Genomic DNA, 18,312 nt, shown 5'->3' on the forward strand with positions numbered 1-18,312 from the left:
CGCGCCGATGATAGTGCTGCAACCAGTGTGAAAGTAGGTAATCGTCAGGCTTGTTATACCCAGAAAGCCCCAGCCCAAAAGCTGGGGCTTTTTGCTTTCCGATCCCTCCCCCAAGCCGCACCGCATACCTTCACGCCAGCCAGGCCGCATTACTTTGATGAATCTGGTGACGGACGCAATGCCTGTAAGCGTCTGCCGGGAGCCGTATTGACGTTTAGAGTTTGATGTTCCGGAGGCGGAGTTCGATCATGTCGTGATCAATTGCTTTCGGATCGAACTCCTGGCCGACCCAGTCGCGCATCTGCTGGTGTTCCGGATGGACGGGATCGCTAATGGCTTCGAGGAAATCGGCATAACCGTATGGGCCGCCTACATCTTCCGGCGGGCAAGCGTTGGCGCCGCCAAGGTAAATCGGCGTCGCACAGGTATCCGGCGGCCCCACCTTCTCTACCTTGATCTTGTGCACCCAGTCGTCACCAAAGTCGTACACATAACGTAACGACGCCATTCCGCCCAGACTCTTTCCTAGCTTTGCGCGTGCTTCGGAGACGACCGGCGGGCCGAAGGGATCGTCCGGATCGGGAATGCCGTAATGCTCTCCCGCGATCTCGAACTCATGTAGGTGATAATCCTCCCATCCCATCACCGCCTGGATCACCTGGTGCAGCCTGGCCAGCGTGATCGTCTCCGGCACCACTACCCGGCGCCAGATCAGCGGCTTGATGCCGGCCAGTTCGATCTTCAACTGGAGCAAGGGACTTGCAGCTTTTTTGCGTGTCGCCATATCAAGCTGCCTCCTGCAGCATGGTTGGTAGGGTCATGTTCCAGGGTAGCAGTTCGTCGATCCGGTTGATCGGATGGTCAGCGATGCAGGCGAGTACCTGCCGCAAATACCCCTCCGGGTCCAGTCCATTAAGTTTGGCGGTCTCGATCAGGCTGTAGAGCGTAGCGGCGCGCTCGCCGCCGGAATCGGCGCCGACGAACAGGTAGTTCTTGCGGCCCAGCGCCACACCGCGCAATGCGCGCTCCGCTGCCGAATTATCGATTTCAATGGTGCCATCGTCGCAATAGCGGTCCAGCGCCTGCCAGCGGTTGAGCGCATACAGGATCGCCGCCGTCGTATCCGATTTGCGCGACAGCGCTTCCATTGTTGTGCGCAGCCATGCCTGCAATGCATCGAGCTGCGGTCGTGATTCGGCTTGCCGTATGCGGCGGCGATCATCCGGCGGCTTGCCGCGGATCTTCGCCTCAATTGCATACAACGCCCCAATGCGGCGCAACGCCTCGGCCGTGACCGTTGAGGGCCGCGCCTGGTGCAGCTCGTAGAACTTGCGCCGCGCGTGCGCCCAGCATGCCGCTTCGACGACCTGCCCGGTGCCGTAGATCGCCTGGTAACCGCCATAGGCATCGGCTTGCAGAATACCGCGGTAACGCGCCAGATGCCGCTGCGGATGTTCGCCCTTGCGGTTCTCGGTGTAGGCGAACCAGACAGCGGGCGCCGCCGTGCCTGCAGCCGGGCGGTCATCTCGCACGTACACCCAGAGGCGTCCCGTCTTGGTCTTGCCGCGGCCTGGTGCCAGCACCGGAACCGGCGTGTCGTCGGCATGCAGCTTCGATGCTGCCATGACATGCCGCCGGATGGCGTCGACCAGCGGTGAGAGCAGGCCGCTGGCGCCGCCAACCCACTCGGCCATGGTGGCCCGTTCCAGCGTCACGCCGTCGCGGGCATACATGACCGATTGCCGGTACAGCGGCAAGTGATCGCAGTATTTGGCTACGAGAATATGGGCCAGCAGGCCGGGGCCGGCCAGTCCGCGTGCGATCGGCCGCGTTGGTGCGGGCGCCTGCGCAATATGGTCACAGCACGAGCACGCATACTTCGGCCGGACATGACGGATGACCTTGAAACGCGCGGGGACGTATTCGAGTTGTTCGGACACGTCTTCGCCAAGCCGTTTCATGGTGGCGCCGCACTGGGAGCACGCCGTCGTGTCGGGCGGCAAATGGAATTGCACGTCGCGCGGCAGATGCGGCGGCAGTGGCGTGCGCCTGGCAGCTGAGCGACTGGTCTGCCGGGATGGCTGCTCGCTGTGCAGCGCCCCTTCGTCTGCCTGCAATTCCTCCAGGCGCAATTCCAGCTGCAGGATCTCGTGGTCGAGCTTCTCGGATTTGCGGCCGAACTGCATTCGCTTGAGCTTGGCAATGAGCAGCTTCAGGTGCGCGATCTCCTGCGCATGCGTCGACACCTGCTCGCGCAGTTCAACGACGACGGTTTCCTTCACCGCCAGCGCCGACTCCCGCTCCAGCACCATGGCCTTGAGCGCGGCAATATCGTCGGGAAGATCGGCGTGCGTAAGCATGCCGCAGAGTTTACGCAGCTATGGCGATGTTTACAAGGCGCAGAGCGGGCTTTGCGTGCGTTCCGGGCGGCGCCAGTCGATTCCTTCCAGCAGCATTGACAGCTGCGCAGGCGTCAGCGACACGCTGCCTTCGGTGGCCTGCGGCCAGATGAAACGACCGCGCTCCAGCCGCTTGGCCAGCAGGCACAATCCATCGCCGGTTCACCACAGGATCTTGATCAGGTCGCCACGCCGGCCACGGAAGACGAATACATGGCCGGAGAACGGATCTTCGGCCAGAGCGGTCTGCACCTTGGCGGCCAGGCCGTTGAAGCCGCTGCGCATGTCGGTTACGCCCGCAGCCATCCAGATGCGCGTGCCCGCCGGCAAACCGATCATTGGCGCAGCAGTGCCAGGACAGCTCGCAGCATCTTCATGTCTGCTGAACTGCCGATGCGCACCGTGCAATCGCTGAAGGCAATCTCGATGCCGGCACCCGGCGCAGCACTACAATCGGGTGGCAGCGGTTCTGCCGGGGGCCGTCCTGCTGGCTCCTGCATGATCGAGACCGGCAATAGAGCTGTCGGCGCCGCGGCTTCGTCAAACAAGCCGGCACGGTAATGACGACGCCACTTGAACAGCAGATTGGCATTGACGCCATGTTCTTGTGCCAGGCGCGATACTGACACGCCGGCTTCGCAGGCCTGCTGCGCCAGGCGGCGCTTGAATTCGATTGGATGATTCGGCCGCCCCTTGCGCGTCGACCGATTGGCTTCATTGGACAATTTGGTTCCCACCACTTATTTGGTGGGAACTACTTTGGCCTCTCTCCGCTCCGTCGTCCAGACGGTTCACGGATGACGCTTACCAATGCCTTGGCCCGATGTGCGGTAAACTTCCCGAGCCCATATTGATGCAAGATCATCGCAGTCGACCGGCTTGCCCGTGAAGGAGGGCGCTCCTTGTGCCGCTGGCGATCCGCTGTCTGCCTTTACGATTCGGAGAATTCAGCAATGAGCCCTTTCAATGCCTATCAAATCGAGCAGGACGAAAGCGGAAAGATTTTCAGTCACATGACCAGGCTCACGCCCGAGCAACTTGATGACGGTGAAGTGACGATCCGCATCCATTATTCCAGCGTGAACTATAAGGATGCACTTGCAGCGACAGGGAAGGGGAAAATCATTCGGCGCTTCCCTTGCGTCGGTGGCATCGACATGGCGGGTGAGGTGACGAGCAGCTCCGATCCACGCTTCCAATGTGGCGACAAAGTCATAGCGACGAGTTTCGACATCGGGGTTGCACACCATGGCGGTTACGCTGAATTTGCACGCGTCCCGGCGCGCTGGGTTGTTCCGCTGCCGAGTGGTCTCGATCTGTTCGAGGCAATGGCACTGGGAACTGCCGGATTCACTGCTGCGCTCGGTGTCGTCCGCATGGAGGATAACGGCCTCGCGCCGGAGAACGGGCCGGTCGTTGTCACCGGCGCGACTGGTGGTGTCGGCGGCTTGGCCATCGATATGCTTGCTCAGCTAGGCTATCACGTCGTCGCACTCACAGGCAAAGAGTCAGAGGCAGAGTATCTGCGCATGCTAGGCGCGGCCGAGGTGACAATTACCTCGACCATCGACTTCGGCAAGGTCCGGCCGCTTGAAGCAGGGCTGTGGGCAGGCGCGGTGGACAACGTCGGCGGCCCTATTCTTCAATGGGTCCTGGCACACATGAAACAGGCCGGAACAGTTGCGAGTATCGGCAATGCTGCGAGCCACAAGCTGGAGACCACGGTGTTTCCGTTCATCTTGCGCGGTGTCAGCTTGCTGGGCATTGATTCCGGTTACATGGGATTTCCCACCCGGCAACGCGTCTGGGACCGGCTTGCGTCCGATCTTAAACCGCGTCACCTGGCAGAGGTCACCCGTGTGATCAGCTTTAACGACCTGCCTGGATGCTTCGATGACTTTATCGAGGGGCGAGTAAAGGGACGGACGGTTGTCAAAATCGCGGCTTGAGCGATACAACAGCCCACTCGAGGGTTGATGTCGATAAATATGTACGCATCGGTGTCATGCGAGCATGACCTTGTTGTCAAAAACATCCAAGTAATAGACTCAAGAATGGGCCACTATCGTGAGCACTCGTCATCGCGAGCAACATAAGCTCGGAACCGTCGGCTGGTTGCGTGCAGCCGTCCTTGGCGCCAATGACGGCATCGTGTCAACCTCCAGCCTGATTCTCGGGGTGGCCGCATCGCATGCCACGCACCAAGGGATTCTTGTCGCTGGTATTGCCAGCCTCGTCGCAGGTGCCATGTCCATGGCCACAGGAGAATACATTTCCGTACAGTCGCAGGCCGATACGGAGCAGGCTGCGCTTGCAAAGGAACGCGACGAGCTCGGCGAAAACCCCAAAGGGGAACACCAGGAGCTGACGAACATCTATATTGCGCGCGGTTTGGACGCAGCACTTGCAAAGCAGGTGGCGAGTCAATTGATGACTCATGACGCGCTAAGTGCACATGCCCGCGACGAACTCGGCATTACCGAAGCATTCAGTGCGAAACCTCTGCAGGCCGCAATTGCTTCTGCCATGAGCTTTGCGGCCGGAGCCGTGCTTCCGCTATTGGTGGCAGCGTTCGCACCCTTGGAGCACTTGATTCTCTCTGTTGCGATCGCATCCCTGATCTTTCTCGCATTTCTTGGCGGACTGGCGGCGAGGACAGGCGGCGCCAGTGTCCTCAGAGGAATCTTGCGGGTGACGTTCTGGAGTGTCGTGGCTATGGCAGCTACAGCTGCGATAGGCGCATTGTTTGGAACGGTAGTGTAGCTTGACCGAACACCGTTGAGGGAGAGTATTGACCGTATGAGCAGCTTCGATTCAGGAAATGAGTGGCGTTATAGCCGGGCCGCGGTCGTGTTGCACTGGCTGCTGGCAGTCCTGATTGCCAGCATGGCAGCCCTCGGCTGGTACATGATGAGTATCGAGGATGAGCCGGCCGGCCCCTGGTATCTCAGTTTGCATAAAACGCTCGGTATCCTGGTTTTCGCACTGATCATTGTTCGTGTCGCCTGGCGCGCGAATCACAAACCCGCGGAATTGCCGGTGAGCTTGCCGAGGTGGGAAGTGACCACTGCCTCGATCACTCAGTGGCTGTTATACGCCTGCATGATTCTGGTACCGGTTTCGGGTCTTCTCGGCGCATCGTATAGCAAGAGTGGAGTGGTGTTCTTTGGGATCGTACTGCCGAGATGGAGGGCGCCTAACCATGACACGGCCGAATTATTATTCTCGATCCACGAAGCTCTCGTATGGATATTGGTTGTTCTGGTTGTTTTTCATGCCGCTGCGGCGCTGAAGCATTTGTTCGTCAACCGTGACCGGGTATTCCAGCGAATGTGGTTTTGAGGGTGCTTGGTCTTTGATCGCAGCAACACAGGCGGTTTTCGAATTCGCACCACGGCCCTGTGATTAAGCTGCTATATGTTTTGTAAATATCTCATATTTCTACAATAATGCGGACATATTTGATGCGCTGCGATAACATTCTTCCTGTCTCCTCCAACTCTCCTTGAATTGGATTAACCCGCAAGCGGAAACGCCTGCGGGTTTTTTTTCGCCATGAGCGAGAAACCGACTTGCTGCGATTGACCGATATCTCCAACCTGTGCGCGCGACATTCGCGGCTCCATTCACTGCAGCACTGAATATTCACTGCCGAAATTTGGGCTCATCGACGTGTTTTCGGTTGTTAATTGATCCATCCCTCAATACACTCTCGGGGGTAAAAATATTTCAATGATTTCTGGCAATGCGAGAGCATCGTTTTCGCGTCCGCCAGATCAACTGGAGAAGCCCATGGCAAACACATATTTCCCCCGCTGGCGCCTGCGCGAGAGCACGGACGATGGCCAACGCCAGGTTATCGGTACAGACGAGCGGCTGCCGTGGCCGCAAACCATCGCAATGGGGTTCCAGCATATTGTCGCCATGTTCGGCGCAACAGTGCTGGCGCCGCTGCTGATGGGTTTTGATCCGAACCTGGCGATTTTCATGTCGGGCGTTGGCACGCTGCTTTTTTTCGTGTTCGTCGGCGGTCGTGTGCCGAGTTATCTGGGTTCCAGTTTCGCATTCATTGGTTTGGTCATCCTTGTGTCGGGCTATAGCGGGCAGGGGCCGAACGCAAACATGGGGACCGCTCTCGGCGGCATCATCGCCTGCGGCGTGGTCTATGCGCTGATCGGGCTGCTGGTGATGGTGATCGGTACTGCCTGGATTGAAAAACTGATGCCGCCTGTGGTGACCGGCGCCGTGGTGGCGGTCATTGGACTGAACCTGGCGCCGATCGCCGTGAAAGGGGTGTCGGGGAATAATTTCGATGCCTGGATGGCGCTCGTTACGATCTCCTGCGTCGGCGCCGTCGCAGTTTTCACCCGTGGCATGGCGCAGCGCCTCCTCATCCTGATCGGTTTGCTGCTGTCCTATGCGATCTACTATTTTCTGGCCAACGTTGGCGGACTTGGCAAACCAATCGATTTCGGCGTCATCGCCAACGCAGCATGGTTTGGCGTGCCGCATTTCGTCACGCCGGTATTCAAAGCGGATGCCATGGCTTTGCTGGCGCCGGTGGCGATCATTCTGGTCGCCGAGAACCTGGGGCATATCAAGGCCGTCAGCGCCATGACTGGTCAAAACCTCGATCGCTACATGGGGCGGGCGTTTGTCGGCGATGGCGTGGCCACAATTCTGTCGGGCAGCGTCGGCGGCACCGGGGTCACCACCTACGCGGAAAACATCGGCGTCATGGCCGCGACCAAGATCTATTCCACGCTGATTTTCGTCGTCGCTGCGTTAATTGCGCTCGTGCTCGGGTTTTCGCCGAAGTTCGGCGCGGTCATCCAGACCATTCCGGGCGCGGTGCTCGGCGGCGTCTCTATCGTGGTCTTCGGGCTTATCACAGTCGCGGGCGCGCGCATATGGGTTGAAAACAAGGTCGACTTTTCGGACAACCGCAACCTGATTGTCGCCGCGGTCACGCTGATACTCGGCGCCGGCGATTTCACCTTGAAACTTGGGCAGTTCGCGCTTGGAGGAATCGGAACGGCGACGTTCGGCGCCATCATTCTTTATGCAGCGCTGTCGTTACGCGAAAGCCGCAAGAACTGATTGTGAAGAATTGCGGAGCACGAAAATGTGTCCGGCTGCTCAACCGTATGGAAGAATCGAGAGACAAAGTGAGGGCGTTCAGGAGCCGCCTCTAAACACATAGCCATAAATAAAAGGCCCGCTTCGGCGGGCCGTTTTTTTGAACATGTGTCAACTGGTGTATTCGCATCGAACACACACGTGGGGTCACAACAAAACTGTCACCACCACGGATTTTCTTCTGCCTCCGCCCTCAATTCTTTTGCTGTTTCCAACTTTCGTCTCTGCTCAATCCGCTTTTGAATTACTGCCGAATACTGCTCGGTTGTCATCGGCCGCGCCGTCATCAACGCTTTAAGTGATGCTCCGTTTTCGTAGTCTCTGTATTTCGAGTTAAATCCGCGCAAGGTCTTTCCTCCGTGGTTACGCAAAAACTTGCAATTGCTAGGCTAGCAGAACGCACTGACTGCAGACAAGAAATTCTCATGTGCGTTTGCACATCCGCAAATTACCTGTGCATGCATCATCGGCTCGGTAAGTCTCAAAGCCGCGACAACGTCAGAACACTTGCATTGAAGTATGGCAGGATGCGCAATTTCCTGCATGCCGCGGCCGTTCGCATCGTGAATCTCCTTGACCGTTCTTACCTATGTTCTACACTGAACTCGTCGGCAACTCATTTCAGGAGGGTATATACGATTCACTAGCTTATTGCCATCCATTTGCAGGAACCGTCCGCACGCATAGTGTGACTTAGTAAGATGCCATTTCTTACTTGCAGAACCTGTTTAAGAAGCGAAATTGTTGGCGCAATGCCAGCGTTTCCAGAGACTGGCCCCGTTGGGCCAGTTGTCATTTTGGCGTGTCGAATGGGGGCGGTGATGCACACTGGAAGCAATGTTCAGCAGTGGTTATGACGACAACAACGCCGATTCGTTCAGCGACTTCCCGGAACATGGCGCGATAAATTGAGGGCTTTGTCGCCTATCGGAAATGAATAATATTCAGCCAGATCAACTGCGCGACCAATCCGAGCTTGCAGACCTGATGAATCCCTCGATACTATTTTGCTGCGATTCGCCTTCGTATGAACAATTTTCGGATTTCACAGCATGGTAGGTACAGCAGTCATGAAAACAACGATCACCAGTTTGTTGCTGACGGGGGCAGTTTGGTCCGGCATCGGGTATGCCGCAGAGAACCTGCCGGCAATACGTGAGGGTGACGTTCAGCAGGGCCTGGAATCCATTGTCTCGAGTTGCGAAAAGAAACAACTTCCGGCGGAACAGGAAATCGAATGCATAGAGCAAGGTTATTTGCAGTTCATGGGAGAGGCTGCGCAGGGTGATTCATAGATTCCTGTTGCCGTTTGCACTTCGTCGTCGAACTGTCAATACCCGCGATAGTCGCGAAGGGTATGCATGCGAAAGGCATTGACCACGGCCGCGGTAGCGAGCACGCAGCCGCAAATCAGCACAGCGCGCTGCGCATCAAATGCATGCGTCAACGCGCCGGCAATCAGGCCTGAAGCAGCAGGGATCACCTGTGAAATGATCGTGTACATGCTTAACACGCGGCCGCGTACGCTTTGTTCGACGTTTTCCTGGATCCCGGTCACGATGAGGCTGATCGCGATACCGCCGAGCATGCCGACGCAAGCGAGAAGCCCGAATGCAATGACCGGTGAAGGCGCGAGCCCCATTGCCGCGAACAAGACACCGGACAGGCCGGACGCGGCGAATATGATCTTTCCATGCGAGAGGCGCCTTGCGACGACCAAGCAAAGCAATCCGCCGGCAATCAGAGCCGGAGCCAGCGTGCCAAGGAATGCGCCGCGTCCCAGCTCGGTCAATCCGAGCGAGGTTCGCGCCAGTCTCGGCAGAATTACCTGCATCGGACCCATCAGCATGTAGCCGAACATCGCAGTGACAAGAAGCTGCGCCAGGAGAGAATTGGACCGCGCGGCGCGCAATCCGATCATGATCTCCTTGCGAACCGGAAGATGCGACTTGTGCATTGCTTGCGTCCTGACCTTGAGCAGCAGGGCGGACCCAATGACGAAAAGCGCGGCTGCGAAGAGAAACACCCCTTGCCAGCCGGCGCGCGGACGGCAGACTGAAATTGCGATCGGCCCCAGGCCGAAACCAAGCATGACCAGCAAATTGAAAATCAGAGACGCGCGGCGCAAGGCTTCGGTTCCGACGATCTGGCCCAGCGCGGTCATGCGCGCAGGTGCGACAAAGGACCAGCCGATTCCGGCCAACAGGGCAGCCACAAGGATGAACGGTGTGCGCGCCGATACCTGGTTCATGAAGTGATCGGCGACTGCCATCGTCAGCGCGGCAAGGACGAACAGCCCTTGTGCGATATGGATGATGCGATCGGGGGCGTGACGGTCGCACAGCACCCCGGCATACCAGCCAAGCAGCAGTGGCGGCCCGAAGCAAAGACCAAAACCTACGCCGGCAAGCAGATCGGAACGCAAAACCTCCTGCGAGTAAATGATGACCGAATAATTGATGATGTGGCCGGCGGTGAACGCCAGCAGGCAGGACAGGAAAAAGTCCCAGTGACGGCGTATCATCAGATGTTCCCTTTATTGGTCGAGGAGATCATTTCTGTTCAATGCGCAAGAGAGTCGGCTGGCCGCCTTCGATATGCCAGCTCGGGAAATTGGAATTGGAGGTGTAGACGGTTCCATCCTCGGCAATCTCGATGTCCCGCGTAAATGTTGTTCGCCGCGGCAGCGGCACCGTACGCCAGGTCTGCGACTTGATGTGGAAGGCGAATAGTGCGTCGGACTGGTTTCCATTGACCCAGACGATGCCGCGCTTCTTGTCGACATTCAGTGAATAGGGTGTCTCGCTTCCCTTCGGCTCGACGGGGAGATCAAACAGCGAGAACTTGCCGTCAGCCGGCGAATAGCGGGCGATTTTCGATTCGGCGAAGGCAACGATCCACACATTGCCTTCTGCGTCGATGCGCAAGCGGCGCGGGCCGATGAATGGCGTCGGAATCATCGTGATTCGTCCCGTTGCAGGATCGATCTTCCCGATCTCCTGCGTGTGCAAGCGTGCAAACCACACCGTGCCGTCCGGTGCGACGTCAATCCCATAGGGAAGCGGCGTGCCTGTCGCAGCCCAGTCCACGGGCATCCAGTTCGACACCGGCAGTCCCCAGTTCATGAGTTGAAAAAGCTTGTCGATCGACGATACGGTCAGCCGTTCTTTCAGACCTCTGGCCGGCAAATCGAACAAGGTGAATTTCTGCGTGAAGCGATCGAATTTCGCAATCTGATTGGACAAGGCGAGTGTGAACCAGACATTGTCCTTTGCGTCGATACGAATCGTGTGCGGATAGAATCCGGCGCCGATTTCATGCAAGAGGAATGTCTCGCTTGCCGGGTCGAACTCGACCAGCCGGCGCTGCGCTGAAGGCGTAATGAAGATATGCCCGTCGCGCTTCGACTCGGCAAGTGAGTGCGCATTGGACGTGCTGTCATGGCTCGGAAAACCTTTCAGGCGACCGGCGATGAGACCACCGGGCTTGTCGCCCGGCTTGTGCGGAATCTTGTAGACCGTTACCGCATTCGTCATCGGATCGACTTTATAAAGCCGGTCCTGAATATTGTCCGCAACGTAGATCATCTTGTTCGCGGCAATCAGCATGTCATGGGTCTGGGACATCGCATTGCCAAGTGGCCATTCCGTGATAACCGTCTTGTCCAGTTCCGAATCCCATGCAACTCCACCCTTCACCAGGCCGGGATTCTCGCGCAGCTTGCGGTAACCGGCCGAAAGTTTGTCCGGCAAGGATTTCTGCAGATCTGTCGGCAGCCTCGATCCATATCGGATCATGCGGCTAATGACCTCATGCCAATCCTCCGGCGAGCGCTCGGCCCGTGTAAACGCATTCCCCTGCTGATGGCAAAAGCCGCATTGCATCTGGAAGTGCTTCTTCGTGTTGGCATCCCCGATATCGAGTGCGCCCAGCCACGCGTTGGCCGGCCTGGATTCTGCAATTTTGCCGGGATCGGTTTCCTTATCGACTGTGATCGGAACGCTCTTTTGATCCGGAGGAATGCGGATGGTCACGTCTTTGTAACCGGGTTTCCGTACCCGGTAATTCATCTCCACCGTCACGTCCGGCATCCGGACCGTGCCGGTCTGACTTGTGAAGGCCGTCGTTTCTATTTCCGTCATTCTGGGCTTGCCCGGCTGCTGATAGCCGTTGTCGGAAACATCTCTTGGGGCGGGATTGGCCACAGTTTGCGTCACCATGGCAGAATCAAGGGGTGCACCGGAGGAATCTGTGACGGAGATGACGACTGCCTGCGACGCTGTCGCCATGGAGCTGCAAACAGCCAGCGCAAACAAGCGATACGATCTGGAGCTCATAGGATGTGATTGATGGATTGTTGGGGTAAACGGTTCGAGGCGACGCGACGTTTCATCTGGCGCGCGAAAGTGGCCGGCGCAAGGCGGCTGATCCACCAGGCTGCATTGGCGAGCAAGCCGGGCAGGTGCAATCGCCGGCGTCGGCGCGCGGCGTGGTATATCCGATCGGCCATATCGGCAGCGCTCGTCTCGCCGCCGACGGCATTGCGGGGCAGGGTGGCGGGGCCGCCATCGCCGCCGAGTGCGGCGCGTTCGATGCCGGTTGCGATAAAGCTAGGGCAGATGATGGAGATATCGACTCCGTCGTCTTCCACTTCACTCCGCAAGCTGTCGAAGAAACCGTGCAGCGCGTGCTTGCTCGCGCTATAGCCGGTGCGCCCGAACAACGGCGAAAATCCGGCAATGCTTGAAATCACCACGATCTGTCCGCGCCGCGCGCAAATCGACGAGAGTGCCGCTTGCGTGCAATGCACGGCACCGAAGAAATTCACCTCCATTACTCGCCGAAGCACGGAGATGCTGGTGTCGCGCAGCAGGCTGCGGTGCGCAATGCCGGCGTTGTTGATCAAAACGTCGATACCGCCGAACGCGTCGATGACCGCCTGCATCGCGTGATTGCAGGCAGCCGGATCGGTGACGTCGCATTGTATGTCGATCACCTTCATCAATCCGGATGCGCGCAAGCGGTTGGCCGCGGCGCTCGCTGCCTCCCCATCCACATCGAGGAGTGCCACATTGGCGCCAGCCGCGGCAAATCTCTCGCACAGCGCATGCCCCAGCCCGCCGGCCGCGCCGGTGACGGCGACATTCTTCCCGGAGTAGTCGGTTGTTTCCATGTCACTCCTTGTGCATCTTGCGCGACTGCAGCCAGTAGTCAAATACGGCTGCCGAGGTTTTTTCTGGCGAATAGCCGAATTCCTCTTTGAGGCGGCGATTGTCAAGCACGGGGCGATAGCGCAGGAAATTGACCTGTTCGGGACCATACTGGGTCAGCCGGAAAGTCTTCAGAACGCGTAGTGCCGATGCAATCGCCCATGCCGGCAATGACATGAGGGGTTTCCCAAGGCGGGCGGCAAGCGCATGGATGGACAGGGCGCCGTCGCCGGCCAGGTTGAAGATGCCGCCTTTGCCGCTGTCGATCGCGTGCAGAATCGCGCCGACCACATCCTGATCCCAAATGAATACGAAGGGGCTGTCCGATCCGCGCACGCCGATCAAGCGCGGTTTTTCAAACAAGTCGGTGATCTGGTTCCGGACGGTATCGCCAAGAATGGTGCCGATGCGGAAGATGGTTTGCTTCAATTCGGGGTGATGCTGGCGATACTCACTGAGCATTTCTTCGACCAGGCGTTTGTGCCAGGAATAGGCAAATTCCCGGTTTCCCCGGATGGGATCGTCTTCGGACAGCCAGGCAGGATTGTCGGCGTGGTAACCGTAGGCGGCGCCGCTTGAAGAGATGACGATGTGGCCAACACGGGCGGCAATGCAGGCGCTCAGCACGTTTGCCGTTCCCTCGACGTCCACACTGTATTCAAAAGCGCGATCGCTTTTTTTCCCGGGCGTGACGATGGAAGCAAGATGGACCACCGTGTCTACCTGACGTTCGCGGACGATGGTCGCCAACTCCGGGTCACGGACATCAGCCTTCAGATAAACCACGCCCGGCCGTTGTTCCGTCCTTGGTGTGTCTCGAATGTCGGTTGCGACGATGGTGAGAGACTTCCCGACAATCCATCTTGCGGAAAGCGCGTCGATCAGTTGTCGGCCGATGTATCCGCCGGCGCCGGTCACCAGGATCGAATTGGCCGTCATGCGCGCACCTTTGCGGCTTGTACCGGTTTTTTCATCCAGTATGTCGACAAGGCCATGCCGGCAAAAATATGCCAGATGCCCCACCAGGCGGTGACGATGGCCATGCCGCCGAGGCCACCGAAAAAGTTGAAGATGAGGACCAGGCCGAGGCCGGAATTCTGTATGCCGGTTTCGAAGGCGACCGCGCGGCAATCGCGCTCGGCCAGGCCGAATAGCTTTCCGAACCCATAGCCGCTGCTCAGCGCGCAGGCGTTGTGAATGAACACGAGTCCCACCACCATGGGACCGTAGGTGAGGAAAAACTTCCAGTTGGCCAGCAGCGCTCCCGACACGAACACCGCGAACACGCCGAGGGAAAAGACGCGCATGGGTTTGAGCAGTCGTGCCGCAATTGTTGGAAAGCGATGCGAAATGATCAGTCCCAGCACGAGCGGGACACCCAGCAACAGGCCAACCTCAAGCAGCATCGACCAGGGGTCGAGGGAAAAATCGCGCAAGATGGCTCGCATGCCTGCATGCTGGTTAGCCCAGAACGCGACATTGATCGGCATCATGAACACGGCGCCCACTGTCGATAGGGTGCTGATCGATACCGACAAAGCGGCATTGCCTCCGGCTCGATACGTAAAGAAATTCGAAATATGACCAGCCGGGCAGGATGAAACAAGCAGCATGCCGAGCGCAATGGAGGGCAGCGGATCGAGCGCCAGTATCAGCAGATAGGTGGCGGCAGGGAACAGAATGTGATGCCCAAACAATCCGATTGCGAGCGCCTTCGGCGTGCGGAAGGCTTGCTTGAAATCCGACAGCTTCAGGTCCAGCGCCACGCCAAACATGACGAGCGCCAGAACGAGATTCAGTGCCAGCAATGACTGTGGATTGAAATTGAGATGCACTTGATCAATGTGCATCATCGCTGAGCGTCCTTATCAGCGCGCATGGTATGTCTCCTCGTTTTTATCGATTTGTGAAGCGATTTTGCTGCAAATCTGTCGAGGCTGACAGGTTGTTGGTGGCCAAAACCTGTGCGCGGCGGACATTCGTCATGAGCGGCCGCATGAGAAAACCGAGGGGTGTGCAAAACGGACACGCATGCTAGACTCGGCCTAAAACCGCGCAACCGTATTACCGGACGCAAATAGAAGAGGGAAGAGAGACAAATCGAAATGGAGCAGTCGTTCCCCGGCCGAGACGACCGGATTGAACCGCCGCACAAGATGGCCGTTCTGGTCGACATTCTGGGCGAGGAGGGCGTCAAGCCCGAAGACATCCTTGCGGGCAGCGGCATAGACCCGCTGCAGGTGCGTGCGCCCGAAACGCGCATTTCTGCGCGCCAGCTTCTGGCTGTTTGTCGCAATGCGCTCCGTCTCTCAAAGGATCCGGGCATCGCGATCAAGGCGGGGAAGAGGATTCACGTTACCCATTTCGGCCTGTACGGCTACGCTCTGCTGAGCAGCCCCACGCCGCGGGACGCCATCGACTTTGCGCTCAAGTACCGGCCTCTCGCCGCCTCGCTCGTCGGCTTGCGCTTTGCGGAAGACGCCGGCGCTGCCGTCTGGGAATTGTCGGATGCGCTTTCGCTCGGCACGGACAGTGCACTGTTTCGCTTCGTGCTTGAATTTCAGCTTGGCACTTTATTGTCCTTGCATAGCGATATTTTGGGACGGCCGGTGAACCCGGTCGAGATACGCACTGTCTACCCGGCGCCGCCGAATGCAGCAGAGTACGAAATCTTGTTAAGATGTCCGGTCCGATTCGCGCAGCCGCGCAACGAGCTGCGCTTCAGTCACGATTGGCTGGAGCAGAAGCTGGCCTTCGCCAATCCGATTACCGCCGCACTGGTACGCGAAACCTGTGATCAGCTGCTCACGGAACTGAAGGCCTCATCCGGCCTGGCCGGCACGGTGTTTAACATACTGATGGAACGTCCGGGGCATTTTCCGGATGTCGAGGCGGTCGCCGGGCAATTGCACATGACGTCTCGCACGCTGCGCAGAAAATTGCAGGCCCAGGATACTTCCTATCAGAGCATCCTCACCGATGTGCGCAAGCAGCTTGCGATCGATTACTTGCGCAAGACGCGAATGAGCACGGAGGATATCGCGATATCCCTCGGGTTCAGCGACGCTGCCAACTTCCGCCACGCGTTCAAGAAGTGGACCGGAAAGACACCCGGTGAATTTCGGGCGGGCATTCCCTGATCAGGCAGAAATTGCTCGAGGAAAATGCTGTTTTTGCCAACTGGAATCATTGCCGTAATGCAGGCGCAAAGAAAGGCAGGGCAGTCGAATTCCGCAAATCTTCGGCCATCCATGAGTGGTAAAGTTCGACCGGCTGGCCAAAGTGCCATGATTCAATATTCGGTAAATGATGATACGAGGAGTCGCATGAAGTTCAAACTGCTTTTCACAGCACTGCTTTTTGGCGTGGCGCTCAACGCCGCCGCCCTGCAGCCGGCCACCGCGCCGATGCTGGCGCCATCGCAGACACAAGTTCAGACGGCGCAGATCACCGCACAGCTTCTCAAGCGCTTTCCCTATCAACCCGCCCAGCTCGACGCGGCCATGTCGGAGCGAATTTTCCAGCATTATTTCAAGGCGCTGGACCCGGGAAAATACTTCTTTCTGCAAGCGGACATTGATCGGTTCGCCGATGTACGTCCCAAGCTTGGCGAAGAGGTCGAACGAGGCGACTTACGCGCAGCTTTTGACATTTTTAACCTGTACGAGCGACGCGTCACTGAACGTCTGGCGGATGCGCGTGACTTGCTGAAAAAAGGTTTCGATTTCACCAAGCACGAAAGCTACCAGTTCGATCGCGACAAGGCGCAGTTTCCGCAGAGCGATGAGGAAGCGCACGAACTGTGGCGCAAGCGCGTCAAGAACGACTGGCTGCAACTGAAGCTCACTGGCAAGAAGGACGCAACAATCCGTGCGACGCTCGACAAGCGCTACGGCAGTCTGGCGTCGCGCGTTTCCAAATACAAAAGCGAGGATGCATTCCAGGTATTCCTGGATGCGTTCGCCACGGCGGTCGATCCGCATACCGATTACTTCGGCGTCGCTGCGTCTTCCAACTTCGACATCGCCATGAAATTGTCGCTGTTGGGAATCGGCGCCGTGCTTCAGGAAAAGGACGAATACACAACGATCCGTGAATTGGTGCCTGGCGGACCCGCGGCACTGTCGGGCAAGCTGCAGGCCGGCGATCGTATTGTTGGCGTTGGACAGGACAAGAGTGGTGCAATCATCGACGTCGTCGGCACTCGTCTCGATGAAGTGGTGGACTTGATCCGCGGCCCCAAGGGCTCCACCGTGCGCCTGGATGTGCTTCCGGCAAGTGCCGGTCCCGACGGCAAACACAAACTGGTCACCCTGGTGCGCAACAAGATCAGCCTGGAACAACAGGCCGCCAAGAAATCCATTATTAAAGTGGACGAGGGCGGTATCACCCGCCAGGTCGGCGTCATATCGCTGCCAGCCTTCTACCAGGACTTCGAGGCCAGGCACAAAGGCGACAAGGACTTCAGAAGCACGACACGCGACGTCAAACGCCTGGTGGAAGAGCTCAAACAAGAACATGTCGATGCCCTGTTGATCGACCTGCGGAACAATGGCGGCGGCGCACTCGATGAAGCGGTGGCCTTGACCGGCGTATTTACCGGCGCGGGGCCGGTACTGCAGGAACGCAATGCGCAAGGCCAGGTGAAAGTCGACAATAGCGACGCGCCAAAGCCTGTCTGGGATGGTCCGCTTGGCGTATTGATCAACCGAGGCTCTGCGTCCGCATCCGAAATATTTGCTGCCGCGATCCAGGACTACGGTCGAGGCATCATCATCGGCGAACAAAGCTTCGGCAAAGGCACAGTCCAATCGATCGTCAGTCTTGATCAACTGGCCCAGCACCAGAAGCCGGAATTTGGCGAACTGAAAATGACCATCGCACAGTTTTTCAGGATTAATGGTGGAACGACACAATTGCGCGGCGTAACGCCGGACATCGATTTTCCGCCGATCTCCGATACGGAACACATCGGCGAGTCCAGTTACCACAATGCGCTGCCCTGGACACAAATCGAGCCTGTCGGCTACAAACCTTTGGGTGACGTCTCGAGCGTCCTTTCGCAACTGAAAAGCCGACATGCATCACGCATCGCCAAGGACAAGGAGTTCCAATACCTCCTGGAAGACATCAACGAACTCAAGGCGGCGCGCGCGAAGGCTTTGGTCTCTCTCAATGAGGCCGAGCGTGCAGAGGAACGCAGCAAACGCGCCGCCCAGCTCAAGCTACGCGAGGCGAATAGTGGAACCGGGCGCGACGGCGAAAAGGCGGACCTCAAAGGTGACGCTGCAACCGCAAAGCCGAGCAAACAGCTCGATACGAGAGCGCTGGACGATCCCGACGACGAATCTGTGGCTGGCGAATCGCAGAAGGACTCGAAGGACATCTGGTTGATCGAGGCGGCGCACATCGTCTCGGACACGGCACAACTGCAAAGCAGCGGGCAGGCTCGTGCAGTCGGTGCGAGCGCGATGGCTCGATAGCAAGGCGAGGCGGTGCGTTTACTCACGCAATCTCATTGGCACCAGATACTTAATTTCGCATAATTTGTATTATGTCAAATT

Annotated in this window: 17 protein-coding genes and 1 pseudogene; 8 read left to right on the forward strand and 10 right to left on the reverse strand. The window is 58.0% G+C overall.

The window, feature by feature from the left end:
- On the forward strand, positions 1-225 hold a 225-nt coding region (locus tag VJ651_RS00005), incomplete at its 5' end, for a hypothetical protein (RefSeq protein ID WP_324105457.1).
- Here VJ651_RS00005 and VJ651_RS00010 read toward each other — a convergent pair.
- The 4 genes and pseudogenes from VJ651_RS00010 to tnpA all read right to left on the reverse strand — a co-directional run bounded on the left by VJ651_RS00010 (position 215) and on the right by tnpA (position 3,136).
- A complete protein-coding gene (locus VJ651_RS00010) occupies positions 215-784 on the reverse strand; it encodes a plasmid pRiA4b ORF-3 family protein (RefSeq protein WP_324105458.1) in 570 nt (189 codons plus the stop codon). The two genes, VJ651_RS00005 and VJ651_RS00010, sit on opposite strands and share 11 nt — an antisense overlap.
- Before the next feature lies 1 nt (position 785).
- The gene (gene tnpC / locus VJ651_RS00015) at positions 786-2,360 is read right to left on the reverse strand and encodes an IS66 family transposase (protein ID WP_324105459.1); all 1,575 of its coding nucleotides are present in this window, start codon (positions 2,358-2,360) and stop codon (positions 786-788) included.
- Positions 2,361-2,390: 30 nt separating this feature from the next.
- Positions 2,391-2,738 (reverse strand): annotated as a pseudogene (gene tnpB / locus VJ651_RS00020) (IS66 family insertion sequence element accessory protein TnpB).
- Positions 2,735-3,136, reverse strand: a complete 402-nt coding sequence (tnpA, locus tag VJ651_RS00025; protein WP_324105460.1) for an IS66-like element accessory protein TnpA — start codon at positions 3,134-3,136, stop codon at positions 2,735-2,737. Before tnpA ends, tnpB begins: the two are co-directional and overlap by 4 nt.
- A gap of 216 nt (positions 3,137-3,352) precedes the next feature.
- Between tnpA and VJ651_RS00030 the strand changes: the two genes are divergently transcribed.
- The 4 genes from VJ651_RS00030 (at position 3,353) to VJ651_RS00045 (ending at position 7,499) form a co-directional block, all read left to right on the forward strand.
- Positions 3,353-4,348 carry an oxidoreductase gene (locus tag VJ651_RS00030; protein WP_324105461.1) on the forward strand — a complete coding sequence of 332 codons (996 nt, stop codon included), beginning with the start codon at positions 3,353-3,355 and terminating at the stop codon, positions 4,346-4,348.
- A gap of 118 nt (positions 4,349-4,466) precedes the next feature.
- Complete coding sequence (locus VJ651_RS00035; RefSeq protein WP_324105462.1) at positions 4,467-5,162, forward strand: VIT family protein; 696 nt, start codon at positions 4,467-4,469, stop codon at positions 5,160-5,162.
- A gap of 36 nt (positions 5,163-5,198) precedes the next feature.
- Positions 5,199-5,741, forward strand: a complete 543-nt coding sequence (locus VJ651_RS00040; RefSeq protein WP_324105463.1) for a cytochrome b — start codon at positions 5,199-5,201, stop codon at positions 5,739-5,741.
- Between the two features lie 450 nt (positions 5,742-6,191).
- A complete protein-coding gene (locus tag VJ651_RS00045) occupies positions 6,192-7,499 on the forward strand; it encodes a solute carrier family 23 protein (protein ID WP_324105464.1) in 1,308 nt (435 codons plus the stop codon).
- Positions 7,500-7,699: 200 nt separating this feature from the next.
- On the opposite strand, the gene VJ651_RS00050 is transcribed toward VJ651_RS00045, so the two are convergent.
- Positions 7,700-7,885 carry a hypothetical protein gene (locus VJ651_RS00050; protein WP_136420365.1) on the reverse strand — a complete coding sequence of 62 codons (186 nt, stop codon included), beginning with the start codon at positions 7,883-7,885 and terminating at the stop codon, positions 7,700-7,702.
- Positions 7,886-8,608: 723 nt separating this feature from the next.
- Between VJ651_RS00050 and VJ651_RS00055 the strand changes: the two genes are divergently transcribed.
- The gene (locus VJ651_RS00055; RefSeq protein WP_324105465.1) at positions 8,609-8,833 is read left to right on the forward strand and encodes a hypothetical protein; all 225 of its coding nucleotides are present in this window, start codon (positions 8,609-8,611) and stop codon (positions 8,831-8,833) included.
- A gap of 35 nt (positions 8,834-8,868) precedes the next feature.
- Here VJ651_RS00055 and VJ651_RS00060 read toward each other — a convergent pair whose 3' ends face one another.
- From VJ651_RS00060 to VJ651_RS00080, 5 genes are all read right to left on the reverse strand, one after another.
- Complete coding sequence (locus tag VJ651_RS00060) at positions 8,869-10,062, reverse strand: MFS transporter (RefSeq protein WP_324105466.1); 1,194 nt, start codon at positions 10,060-10,062, stop codon at positions 8,869-8,871.
- A 28-nt stretch (positions 10,063-10,090) separates the two neighbouring features.
- A complete protein-coding gene (locus tag VJ651_RS00065; RefSeq protein ID WP_324105467.1) occupies positions 10,091-11,758 on the reverse strand; it encodes a hypothetical protein in 1,668 nt (555 codons plus the stop codon).
- Positions 11,759-11,871: 113 nt separating this feature from the next.
- A complete protein-coding gene (locus VJ651_RS00070; RefSeq protein WP_324105468.1) occupies positions 11,872-12,711 on the reverse strand; it encodes an SDR family oxidoreductase in 840 nt (279 codons plus the stop codon).
- Position 12,712: 1 nt separating this feature from the next.
- Positions 12,713-13,687, reverse strand: a complete 975-nt coding sequence (locus VJ651_RS00075; protein ID WP_324105469.1) for an SDR family oxidoreductase — start codon at positions 13,685-13,687, stop codon at positions 12,713-12,715.
- On the reverse strand, positions 13,684-14,601 hold the full coding sequence (locus VJ651_RS00080; RefSeq protein ID WP_324105470.1) for a bile acid:sodium symporter family protein: 918 nt from the start codon (positions 14,599-14,601) through the stop codon (positions 13,684-13,686). Before VJ651_RS00080 ends, VJ651_RS00075 begins: the two co-directional genes overlap by 4 nt.
- A gap of 252 nt (positions 14,602-14,853) precedes the next feature.
- Here VJ651_RS00080 and VJ651_RS00085 point away from each other — a divergent pair, with 252 nt between their 5' ends.
- Together VJ651_RS00085 and VJ651_RS00090 are read left to right on the forward strand one after the other, a co-directional pair.
- A complete protein-coding gene (locus tag VJ651_RS00085) occupies positions 14,854-15,888 on the forward strand; it encodes an AraC family transcriptional regulator (protein ID WP_324105471.1) in 1,035 nt (344 codons plus the stop codon).
- Between the two features lie 186 nt (positions 15,889-16,074).
- Positions 16,075-18,231: a carboxy terminal-processing peptidase gene (locus VJ651_RS00090; protein ID WP_324105472.1), complete on the forward strand. Its 2,157-nt coding sequence runs from the start codon at positions 16,075-16,077 to the stop codon at positions 18,229-18,231.
- Positions 18,232-18,312 lie beyond the last annotated feature (81 nt).

Origin of the sequence: Noviherbaspirillum sp., from assembly GCF_035254865.1 — a bacterium.
GTDB lineage: Bacteria > Pseudomonadota > Gammaproteobacteria > Burkholderiales > Burkholderiaceae_D > Noviherbaspirillum.